The organism is Candidatus Burkholderia verschuerenii, assembly GCF_001189365.1.
GTDB lineage: Bacteria > Pseudomonadota > Gammaproteobacteria > Burkholderiales > Burkholderiaceae > Caballeronia > Caballeronia verschuerenii.
In genome coordinates, this window is sequence record NZ_LFJJ01000039.1 from 1 (window position 1) to 10,740 (window position 10,740).

The 10,740-nt window shown below is 62.1% G+C and carries 11 protein-coding genes; 9 read left to right on the plus strand and 2 right to left on the minus strand.

What is annotated here, in order from left to right; genetic code table 11:
* The first annotated feature begins 146 nt into the window (after positions 1 to 146).
* The 5 genes from BVER_RS09955 to glmS all read left to right on the plus strand — a co-directional run bounded on the left by BVER_RS09955 (position 147) and on the right by glmS (position 5,727).
* Positions 147 to 998 (plus strand): SDR family oxidoreductase, encoded by an 852-nt coding sequence (locus tag BVER_RS09955; protein ID WP_050453161.1) that lies wholly within the window; start codon positions 147 to 149, stop codon positions 996 to 998.
* Positions 999 to 1,016: 18 nt separating this feature from the next.
* Entirely contained in the window at positions 1,017 to 1,418 is a 402-nt protein-coding gene (locus BVER_RS09960; RefSeq protein WP_050453162.1) for a dihydroneopterin aldolase, read from the plus strand.
* Complete coding sequence (gene ttcA / locus BVER_RS09965) at positions 1,415 to 2,377, plus strand: tRNA 2-thiocytidine(32) synthetase TtcA (RefSeq protein ID WP_050453163.1); 963 nt, start codon at positions 1,415 to 1,417, stop codon at positions 2,375 to 2,377. The genes BVER_RS09960 and ttcA overlap by 4 nt, the downstream gene beginning before the upstream one ends.
* A 113-nt stretch (positions 2,378 to 2,490) precedes the next feature.
* The gene (gene glmU / locus BVER_RS09970; RefSeq protein ID WP_050453164.1) at positions 2,491 to 3,852 is read left to right on the plus strand and encodes a bifunctional UDP-N-acetylglucosamine diphosphorylase/glucosamine-1-phosphate N-acetyltransferase GlmU; all 1,362 of its coding nucleotides are present in this window, start codon (positions 2,491 to 2,493) and stop codon (positions 3,850 to 3,852) included.
* Between the two features lie 54 nt (positions 3,853 to 3,906).
* Positions 3,907 to 5,727 carry a glutamine--fructose-6-phosphate transaminase (isomerizing) gene (gene glmS, locus BVER_RS09975; RefSeq protein ID WP_050453170.1) on the plus strand — a complete coding sequence of 607 codons (1,821 nt, stop codon included), beginning with the start codon at positions 3,907 to 3,909 and terminating at the stop codon, positions 5,725 to 5,727.
* A 123-nt stretch (positions 5,728 to 5,850) separates the two neighbouring features.
* Here the strand turns inward: glmS and BVER_RS36640 are convergent, their stop codons facing one another.
* Positions 5,851 to 6,144, minus strand: a complete 294-nt coding sequence (locus BVER_RS36640) for a hypothetical protein (RefSeq protein WP_502255023.1) — start codon at positions 6,142 to 6,144, stop codon at positions 5,851 to 5,853.
* On the opposite strand from BVER_RS36640, the gene BVER_RS36645 reads away from it, so the two are divergent.
* Both BVER_RS36645 and BVER_RS09985 read left to right on the plus strand, forming a co-directional pair.
* Positions 6,049 to 6,255, plus strand: a complete 207-nt coding sequence (locus BVER_RS36645; RefSeq protein ID WP_502255022.1) for a hypothetical protein — start codon at positions 6,049 to 6,051, stop codon at positions 6,253 to 6,255. The two genes, BVER_RS36640 and BVER_RS36645, sit on opposite strands and share 96 nt — an antisense overlap.
* Positions 6,252 to 7,481 (plus strand): type II toxin-antitoxin system HipA family toxin, encoded by a 1,230-nt coding sequence (locus BVER_RS09985; RefSeq protein WP_050453166.1) that lies wholly within the window; start codon positions 6,252 to 6,254, stop codon positions 7,479 to 7,481. The genes BVER_RS36645 and BVER_RS09985 overlap by 4 nt, the downstream gene beginning before the upstream one ends.
* 292 nt (positions 7,482 to 7,773) lie before the next feature.
* Here the strand turns inward: BVER_RS09985 and BVER_RS09990 are convergent, their stop codons facing one another.
* Positions 7,774 to 8,478: a FadR/GntR family transcriptional regulator gene (locus BVER_RS09990; protein WP_050453167.1), complete on the minus strand. Its 705-nt coding sequence runs from the start codon at positions 8,476 to 8,478 to the stop codon at positions 7,774 to 7,776.
* 328 nt (positions 8,479 to 8,806) lie between these two features.
* Between BVER_RS09990 and garL the strand changes: the two genes are divergently transcribed.
* Both garL and BVER_RS10000 read left to right on the plus strand, forming a co-directional pair.
* Positions 8,807 to 9,592, plus strand: a complete 786-nt coding sequence (gene garL, locus BVER_RS09995) for a 2-dehydro-3-deoxyglucarate aldolase (protein WP_050453168.1) — start codon at positions 8,807 to 8,809, stop codon at positions 9,590 to 9,592.
* Between the two features lie 55 nt (positions 9,593 to 9,647).
* A complete protein-coding gene (locus tag BVER_RS10000) occupies positions 9,648 to 10,544 on the plus strand; it encodes a 2-hydroxy-3-oxopropionate reductase (RefSeq protein WP_050453169.1) in 897 nt (298 codons plus the stop codon).
* Positions 10,545 to 10,740: the final 196 nt, after the last annotated feature.

The following is a 10,740-nucleotide window of genomic DNA, read 5'->3' on the forward strand; positions in this document are numbered from 1 at the left end:
TGAATGACTTCCGTGGCTCCTCGCCACTTACGGCGAACCACTTGAAGTTGCTGGCCGTGCAATGGATGCCATGGATACTCCATTGTGACGAGCTTCAATCGGTATGCTGAATGTTGTTTGGTTACAGATTCATCCCAGTATTGTAAATGAGCGCTTCCACGCCGTTTTCTTCCGCCAACGCGCCGTCTTCTGCATCCGACCCTCGTTCTCGCGCGGTTCTCGTGACCGGCGCGGCCAAACGCGTCGGACGGGGCATCGCCATCGAATTCGCGCGTCAGGGCTGGGAAGTCGCCGTGCATTACGGCGGCTCCGCGCATGAAGCGCACGAAGTCGTCGCGGAAATCGAAGCGCTCGGCCGGCGCGCCGTCGCGCTGAAAGCGGATCTCGGCGACGAAGCCGAAGTCGCGTGTCTGGTGCCGGCCTGCGTCGAGTATTTCGGCGGATTGAACTGCGTGGTGAACTGCGCATCGCAATTCGACGAAGACACCGCGACCGATTTCACCTACGCGAAGCTGCTGGCGATGACCGCGGTCAACGTCGCCGCGCCCGTGCTGCTGGCGCGCATGCTGCACGACATCACGCCCGCCGATGCCGCGCATGTCGACGCAAAGCGTGGCGTCGTCATCAACGTGCTCGATCAAAAGCTGTACAACATGAATCCGGATTACCTGTCGTACACGCTGACGAAGGCCGCGCTCGACAACGCGACCGTCGCGCTGGCGCAGGCGCTCGGACCGAAATTGCGCGTTGCCGGTCTGGCGCCGGGACTCACGCTGATTTCGCCCGGACAGACGCCCGAAACGTTCGAAGCGGCGCATCGCGTGACGCCGCTGAATCGCGCGTCGCGCGTGGAGGATATCGCGCAGGCCGCGTGCTATCTGGCGAACGCGTATGGCGTGACGGGCACGACGCTGGTCGTCGACGGCGGGCAGCATCTGGTGCCGAGCCCGCGCGACGTGATGTACATGTTCGGCGCGAACAAGAACGACGCGCCCTGATTCACTACTGGAAAACACATGCTTGCCGCTCTTTCGCATCCCCGGCTGACCGATTGCCGGCGGCTTTTTCTGCGCAACTACGAAGTGCGCATCAATATCGGCGTGCATGACTTCGAGAAGCGCGGCGAGCAACGCGTCGTGATCAACGTCGAGCTGTACGTGCCGCTCGCACTGTCGACGCCGGTCGCGGACAAACTGCAGGAAGTGGTCGATTACGACTTCATGCGCTCGACCATCGCCGATCGCGTGAAGCGCGGCCATATCCATCTTCAGGAAACGCTGTGCGATGACGTCGCCGCCGCGTTGCTGGCGCATCCGAGCGTGCGCGCCGTCGCGGTATCGACGGAAAAGCCCGACGTCTATCCCGATTGCGACGCCGTGGGCGTCGAAGTCTTTCGCATCAAAGAGGAACGAGCATGAACGCGCGCGACGCCATCGACAACACCGAAGATCAGGGCAAGCCCGCGCGCGAAGCACTGACCAAACGCGAACAGAAGGAAGCGTACGAGAACAACAAGCTGTTCAAGCGGCTCGCGCGGCAAGTCGGTCAGGCGATCGGCGATTTCAACATGATCGAGCACGGCGACCGTGTGATGGTCTGCCTGTCCGGCGGCAAGGACAGCTATGCGATGCTTGACATCCTCATGCGTCTGCGCGAGCGCGCGCCGATCGATTTCGATATCGTCGCGGTGAATCTGGATCAGAAGCAGCCGGGCTTTCCGGAGCATGTGTTGCCGGAATATCTGAACAAGCTCGACATCCCGTTCCATATCGAGAATCAGGATACGTACAGCATCGTCAAGCGGCTGGTGCCGGAAGGCAAGACGACGTGTTCGCTGTGCTCGCGTCTGCAGCGCGGCATTCTGTATCGCGTGGCGGGCGAACTCGGCGCGACCAAGATCGCGCTCGGCCATCATCGCGACGACATTTTGCAGACGCTGCTGCTGAACATGTTCTACGGCGGCAAGCTCAAGGGCATGCCGCCCAAGCTGCAATCGGACGACGGCAAGAACATCGTCATTCGTCCGCTCGCGTATGTGAAGGAGCGCGATCTGGAAAAGTACGCCGAACTGCGCGAATTCCCGATCATTCCGTGCAATCTGTGCGGCAGTCAGCCGAACCTGAAGCGCGCGGAAATGAAGGCGCTGATCAACGAATGGGACAAGCGTTTCCCCGGCCGCATGGACAACATGTTCAATGCGCTCACCAACGTGGTGCCGTCGCATCTGATGGACCGCAACCTGTTCGGTTTCGCCGGTCTGCGCGCGACCGGCCAGGCCGATCCGCAAGGCGATATCGCGTTCGACGAAGAACCGTGCGCGAGCGACTCGGCGGCGCCGTCCAAGGCCATATCGATCGTCCAGTTCGACGACCTGTAAGCCGCGCGGCACAAGGCTCTGTGGAATTTTTTGCGGCGTCGCGTCAGGTGCGTGAATCGCAAAAACTGCGTGCTACCATGGCAGTCTCCTAGAAAACAGGCAAGTATTCAGCGATGAACATCGTGATTCTGGCTGCCGGCATGGGCAAGCGCATGCGCTCCGCTCTGCCGAAAGTGCTTCATCCGTTGGCGAGCCGGCCGCTTCTCTCTCATGCCATCGATACGGCGCGAACGCTCGAGCCCACGCGGCTCGTCGTGGTCGTCGGACACGGCGCGGACAAGGTCCGCGAAATGGTCGGCGCGCCCGATGTCCAATTCGCCGTGCAGGACAAGCAACTCGGCACCGGCCACGCCGTGCAACAGGCGCTGCCGCTGCTCGATCCCTCCGTTCCCACGCTGGTGCTTTACGGCGACGTGCCGCTCACGCGCGCGAGTACGCTCAAGCGCCTGCTCGATTCCGCCGGTCCCGGGCGCTACGGCGTGCTGACCGTCAATGTCGACGATCCGACCGGCTACGGCCGCATCGTGCGCGATGCGAACGGCGGCGTGCGCAAGATCGTCGAACAGAAAGACGCGTCGCCGGACGAACTGAGCATCGCGGAAATCAACACCGGCATCATCGTGACGCCGACGCGCCAGCTCGATACCTGGCTCGCGTCGCTGAAGAACAACAACGCGCAGGGCGAGTTCTATCTCACCGACGTGGTCGAGCGCGCGATCGAATCCGGCGTGGAAGTCGTGACCGCGCAGCCGGACGCCGAATGGGAAACGCTCGGCGTGAACAGCAAGGTGCAGCTCGCGGAACTGGAGCGCGTGCATCAGCGCAATGTCGCGTATGCGCTGCTCGACGCGGGCGTGACGCTCGCCGATCCGGCGCGCATCGACGTGCGCGGCACGCTCGAATGCGGCGCGGATGTGTCCATCGACGTTAACTGCGTGTTCGAAGGACGCGTGACGCTCGGCGATGGCGTGAGCATCGGCCCGAACTGCGTGCTGAAAGATGCCGCGATCGGCGCGGGCGCGCGCGTGGATGCGTACACGCATATCGAAGACGCGAGCACCGGCGCGAACGTCGTGCTCGGCCCGTACGCGCGGCTGCGTCCGGGCGCGCAACTCGGCGACGAAGCGCACGTCGGCAACTTCGTCGAAGTGAAGAACGCGGTGCTCGGCCACGGCTCGAAGGCGAACCACCTCACCTATATCGGCGATGCCGACATCGGCGCGCACGTAAACGTCGGCGCGGGCACGATCACCTGCAATTACGACGGCGCGAACAAGCATCGCACGATCATCGGCGACGACGTGTTCGTCGGCTCCGACACGCAACTCGTCGCGCCCGTGCGCGTGGGCAACGGCGTGTCGATCGCGGCGGGCACGACGGTGTGGAAGGATGTCGGCAATGGCGAGCTGGTGCTGAACGAAAAGACTCAGGTCAGCCGCACGGACTATGTCCGGCCGACCAAAAAGAAGAAATAAGCGCGCGCGCATCGAATGCGCGCGGTGAACGAGAACATCAAAGGATCATCGCCCATGTGCGGAATTGTCGGCGCGGTTGCGCAACGTAATATTGTCCCGGTGCTCGTCGAAGGACTGCGCCGCCTTGAGTATCGCGGCTACGACTCGTGCGGCGTCGCGGTGTTGAGCAACGGCGAGCCGCGTCGCGCGCGCAGCGTGGCGCGTGTCGCCGATCTCGACGAACAGGTGGTGCGCGAGACGCAGCTCAGCGGCATGACGGGCATCGCGCATACGCGCTGGGCGACGCACGGTGCGCCGGTCACGCACAACGCGCATCCGATTTTTTCGCGCGATACCGTGGCGCTGGTGCATAACGGCATCATTGAGAACTACGAGGCGCTGCGCGAGATGCTGCGCGGCAAGGGCTACGAGTTCGTCTCGCAGACCGATACCGAAGTCATCGCGCATCTGATTCACAGCATGTATCGCGGCGATCTGTTCCAGACCGTGCGCGATGCCGTGCAGCAACTGCACGGCGCGTATGCCATCGCGGTGATTCACAAGGATCAGCCGCATACGGTGGTGGGCGCGCGTCAGGGTTCGCCGCTCGTGGTCGGCGTGGGCGAGGGCGAGAACTTCCTCGCATCCGATGCATTGGCGCTCGCCGGCAGCACGGATCGTTTCGCGTTCCTGGAAGAGGGCGATGTCGTCGAGATCACGCTGGAAGGCGTGAAGATCGCCGATCGCGACGGCTTGCCCGCGCAGCGTGAAGTGCGCGTGGTGTCGGCTTACGGCGGCGCGGTGGAACTCGGGCCGTATCGCCATTTCATGCAGAAGGAAATTTTCGAGCAGCCGCGCGCGATCACCGACACCATTCCGCAAAGCGACAGCTTCGACGCGGACCTCTTCGGCGAGAAAGCGGCCGGAGTGTTCTCGGAGATCGATAGCATTCTGATTCTCGCGTGCGGCACGAGCTATTACTCGGGCCTGACGGCGAAGTACTGGCTCGAATCCATCGCGAAGATTCCGACGCAGGTGGAGATTGCCAGCGAGTATCGGTATCGCGAGTCGGTGCCGAATCCGAAGTCTTTAGTGGTCACCATTTCGCAGTCGGGCGAAACGGCGGACACCATCGCGGCGCTGAAGCATGCGCAATCGCTCGGTCACAAGCACACGCTGGCGATCTGCAACGTCGCGACCAGCGCAATGGTGCGTCAGACCGAACTCGCGTTTCTGACGCATGCGGGCACGGAAATCGGCGTGGCATCGACGAAGGCGTTCACGACGCAACTCACCGCGTTGTTCGTGCTGGCCGTGACGCTCGCGAAGATGCGCGGTTTCGTCGACGCGAAGCGCGAAGCGGCGTACCTCGCGCAACTGCGTCACTTGCCGGCGGCGCTCAATAGCGTGCTGGCGCTGGAGCCGCAGATCATCGCGTGGTCGGAGGAGTTCGCGCGCAAGGAAAATGCGCTGTTCCTCGGACGCGGGCTGCATTATCCGATCGCGCTCGAAGGCGCGTTGAAGCTGAAGGAGATCTCGTACATCCACGCGGAAGCGTATCCGGCGGGCGAACTGAAGCACGGGCCGCTGGCGCTCGTGACGGAAGCGATGCCGGTCGTGACAGTCGCCCCGAACGATGCGCTGCTGGATAAGTTGAAGTCGAACATGCAGGAAGTGCGCGCGCGCGGCGGCGAGTTGTACGTGTTCGCGGATGCGGACACGCGGATTGTCAGCGAGGACGGCATTCAGGTGATCCGCATGCCGGAGCATTACGGTGCGTTGTCGCCGATTCTGCACGTGGTGCCGTTGCAGATGCTGGCGTATCACACGGCCTGTGCGCGCGGGACGGATGTGGATAAACCGCGGAATCTGGCGAAATCGGTGACGGTGGAGTGAGTTGCGAGTGAGTGGGAAAAAAGCGCCTCGGTTGGGGCGCTTTTTTTTCGGCCGCAGATCGTTTAATACGCGTTTTATCGCGTATTGAAAGGCTTTTAGCGCTTTGAATTGCGAAATTCGCGTTTAGTAAATCGGTGGCAACAGTGCTAAGATAACCTGCAAATTTTCGCGATTTAGCAAGCCATAGAAGGCTCTACCCGCAAAAAAATGCACTTTGATCTCGCCACGTCCGACGAAATCGCCGAAGTCATCGGCCAGCGCCTTCGCGAGCATCGGCTGGCGCAAAATCTCCAGCAAAGCGAGCTGGCCGCGCGTGCGGGCGTGTCCGTGCGCGTCGTCAGCAACATCGAACGTAACGGTCAGGGCACGTTCGACAACCTCATCCGCGTCGCGTCGGCGCTCGGTCTTGCGAGCCATTTCAGCGCGCTCTTCGACCTCAAGACTCGCTCCATCAAGGCGATGGAAGCCGCCAGCACGAAACGCGAGCGCGCCACCTCGACCCGAACTCGACCCAGAACGCGAACATGAAGAAACTCAGCGTCGTCTACGCCGGATGGGGCGAGCGATTCGAGCTTGGCCAATTGGCCGATGACGGTCGTGATCTGCTGTTCGAATATTCGGCGTCCGCGCTCGATCGCGGACTCGAGTTGTCGCCTTTCAAGCTGCCTCTCGGCGCGGAAGCCTTCGGCGATTTCCCCGCGCATCAGCTTCGATTGCCCGGCTTGCTGAGCGACGCCTTGCCCGACGGTTGGGGCATGCTGCTGATGGATCGCCTGTTCCGTCGGCAAGGGCGCGATCCGCAGCGTATGTCGCCGCTCGACCGGCTCGCCTTTATCGGCGACAAGGCGATGGGCGCGCTCGCCTTCGAACCCGATTCCGGCGATCGCCTCGCGCCCGACGATGTGGAATTGCTCACGCTCGCAAAAGAAGTCCGCGAAGCGATGACGACGACCGACGGAAGCGAGGCGCTGCTCCGCGAACTCGCGCTGATGGGCGGATCGCCGCACGGTGCGCGTCCGAAAGTGCTGGTCAACTTCGACGCGACGAGCAACCGCATGTCGAACACCGAACAGGGCGCGGGTGTCCCGTGGCTCGTCAAGTTTCCGGCGCAGCACGAGCACGCCGAAGTCTGCGCGGTCGAGTCGATGTACGGCGCGATCGCCATCGCTTGCGGATTGCGCATGCCCGTGACGCGTTACTTCGACCTCGGCGGCGCGTTGTCCGCGTTCGGCATCGAGCGGTTCGATCGAAGCGACGGCATGCGCGTGCCGATGCATACCGCTGCGGGCGTCGCGCACGTCGACTTTCGCGTGCCGCAACTGGACTATGTCGCGCTGCTTCGACTGACCCGCTTCATGACGCGCGACGTACGCGAAGTGCAACACGCCTTCGAACGATGCGTCTTCAATGTCGTGTTCAACAATCGCGACGATCACGCGAAGAACTTCTCGTTCCTCATGACGCGCGAAGGGCATTGGCGGTTTTCGCCCGCCTACGACCTCACGTTCAACGCGGGTCCCGGCGGCGAGCATCAGATGGACATCTGCGGCGAAGCGCGTGCGCCCGCGCGCGAACAATTGCTGAAGCTGGCGGATCGCGCGGGCATCGCGGAGAAGGTAGCGGGCGAGTCTATCGACCGTATCGTCGATATCGCGTCCGACCTACGCCGCTTCGCCGACGATCTGCCGATCAGACCCGCCACGCTCGCTGCAATAGAAAAAGCCATTCGCGCGAATCAGGCGCGGATGCGCTAACGCCCCGCGCTTGTGGACAACCCTGTTAGCACCCCACCAGGTTAACTGTTCACCCTTTCTGAACAACTTCGCGTTTTTCGAAACGGACCGAAAGTTGTCCCAGCCTCGCGTCGCAATCCGCGACTTCATACCGAAGTTATCGAGCGCGTAAACCTTTGACGCGAAACGCGCCTAGGTAGTTATCCACTGAAAAGTGGCAAGCTTGTTAATTACTACGATGTATACATACGATCCTTCTTGTTTACTTAAAGGCGCAGGCAGCGCTGCTCAAAACCAAAGCGAAACCATGCGTTCAATGCGACGCAGCCCGATGCACGTCTCTCAACTGCTCGCGACTATTGCTGAGATGCAGACGCATCGCGGCGCGCGCATCGTCGGCATCCTGACGGACGATTGCCTGATAGATCGCCTTGTGCTCGCTCAACACGTTTCGCAGACGTTCGATCTGATCCAGCTCGGCAATCTCCTCTTTCGCGAGCCGCGTGCGCGGACTCACGCCACGGCCCATTTGGCTGAGCACGTCGTAGAAATAGCGGTTGCCGCTGGCGCGCGCGATCTGCAAATGAAACTCGACGTCGTGCTCCACGACATCGGTGCTGCCGTGGGCGACTTGCGTTTCGAATCGCCCGAGCGCGGCCGCGATCTGCGTCAGATGCTGTTCCGTCCGGCGTCCCGCCGCCAGCGCGGCCGCCGCGCCTTCCAGATCGATGCGAAATTCGATGATCGCCATGATGTCGAGCAAACTCGACAGATCCGCGTCGGCCAGACGCACCGATTCGCGGTCCGCCGGCGCGAGCACGAACGTGCCGACGCCATGACGCGTCTCGACGACGTTCGCCGCCTGCAATCGCGACACGGCTGCGCGCACCACCGAGCGGCTCACCGACAATTGCTTCATCAGCGCGGCTTCGGTCGGAATCTTGTCGCCGGGACGCAGCGCGCCGCGCTCGATATCCTCGATGAGTGTTGCGACGACTTTATCGGTCAGGCTGGCCATGTTTGCGCGCTAGGAAATGGAATAAAAGATGTCATCAGACCTCGGAACGCTCAGACGATGCGGCCATTTCGGGCAGACATCTGACAACGCATGATGTCGCCGACAGATCGGATCGTCAATTCGGTGAAGCCAATTAACGAACGGTCATTCTTATAAGATATCGTATAACTAATATTGCAGCATGACATGCGCGTAACACCGATGAAACGTGGCTTAAGGGTTAACGCTTCTGCCTGACAACCAAGATTTGACGGTACTCTGTGTTAAGACGTCTGATAACATGCCGTGTCGGACGCGCAGATTTTCAGCTTTCTAATCGGAGGCACTCATGCCGTCATCGACACCGTATCAACCGTTGCCCAATGGATTCAGGAAAGCCCTGGTAGAGCGCAAGCAGCAGATCGGCTGCTGGACGTCGCTTGCCAGCCCAATCGTCACCGAATTGCTCAGCGTGGTCGGCTTCGACTGGATGCTGCTCGACGCCGAACACGCGCCGAACGATGCCATCACGCTGATTCCGCAGCTGATGTCGCTCAAGGACAGCGTCACCGCGCCAGTGGTGCGCCCGCCCGCGAACGACAGCGTCGCGATCAAGCGGCTGCTGGACGGCGGCTTCGTCAACTTCCTGATTCCGTTCGTCGACGACGCCGAGCAGGCACAGCGCGCCGTCGCGGCGACGCGCTATCCGCCGCAGGGCATTCGGGGCGTGTCTGTGGGACATCGCGGGAACCGGTTCGGCACCGTCGCGAACTATTTCGAGGTGGCGAACGACAATATCTGTGTCGCGGTGCAGATCGAAAGCCGCGTGGCGGTCGAGAACATCGATGCCATCGCCGCCGTGGAGGGCGTGGATGTGCTGTTCGTCGGGCCATCGGATTTGTCGGCGAATTATGGTCACATCGGGCAGGCGAATCATCCGGACGTGCAGGCGGCGATCGCCCGCGTGTTCGATGCGGCCAAAGCAGCGGGCAAGGCGAGCGGCATCCTCGCGCCCGTGCAGGCGGACGCGGAACGGTATCTCGGCATGGGCGCGTCGATGGTCGCCGTCTGCGCCGATCTCGGCATGCTGCGCAATACCGCGCAAGCCGTGAAGAAACACTTCATGCAGGAGTAAGCTGCGCACGTCCGCAGGACTCTTGGACTGACCGAACCTCAAACAGGAGCAAAACATGGCGACAAAAGCAGGCTTCATCGGACTGGGCATCATGGGCAAGCCGATGGCGGAAAACCTCGTCAAGGGCGGCGTCGAGCTGGCGGCATTCACGCGCAGCGGCGTGCCGTCCGAGTTGACGCAGGCAGGCGCCACGGCGTGCGACAGCCCGGCCGACGTCGCATCGAAAGCCGACATCATCTTTCTGATGGTGCCGGACACGCCGGACGTCGAACGCGTGCTGTTCGGCGACAACGGCGTCGCGGAGAATCTGCGCGCGGGTCAGATCGTGGTCGACATGTCGTCGATTTCGCCGATCGCCACGCGCGAGTTCGCGGCGAAAGTGCGCGAAAAAGGCGCGGATTATCTCGATGCGCCGGTCTCCGGCGGCGAAGTCGGCGCGAAGGCCGCATCGCTCACGATCATGGTCGGCGGCGCGCAGGCGACCTTCGACAAGGTCAAGCCGCTGTTCGACATGATGGGCAAGAACATCTCGCTGATCGGCGAAGTCGGCGCGGGGCAGGTCTGCAAGGTCGCGAATCAGGTGATCGTCGCGGCGACCATCGAAGCGGTCGGCGAAGCGCTGCTGCTGGCATCGAAGGCGGGCGTCGATGCTGAAAAAGTGCGCACGGCGCTGATGGGCGGCTTCGCGTCGTCGCGGATTCTGGAAGTGCACGGCGAGCGCATGACCAAGCGCACCTTCAATCCGGGCTTCCGGATCGAGTTGCATCAGAAGGATTTGAATCTGGCGTTGTCGACCGCGCAAGCGCTCGGCGTCGCGCTGCCGAATACCTCGACGTGCATGCAGTTGTTCAACGCGTGTTCCGCGCACGGCGGCAAGGCCTGGGATCACTCGGGCATGGTGCGCGCGCTCGAGATCATGGCGAATCACGAAATCAGCCAGAAGGCCAAATAAGGCTGCATAGAGCCTGAAAAATATATTGGCCCATTCCGAGGGCAGCAGAGCCGGCGCAAGCCGGCTTTGTCTTGTGCGCCCAGCATGGGCGCACTCTTGCGGGTGCAAGTCGCGCGGCAAGTTGACCACAGCGAGCGAAGTGAAGCGCAACTGCGGAAGGGCGACCGACCGTGGGGAGGAAGCGTGGAGCGAAACT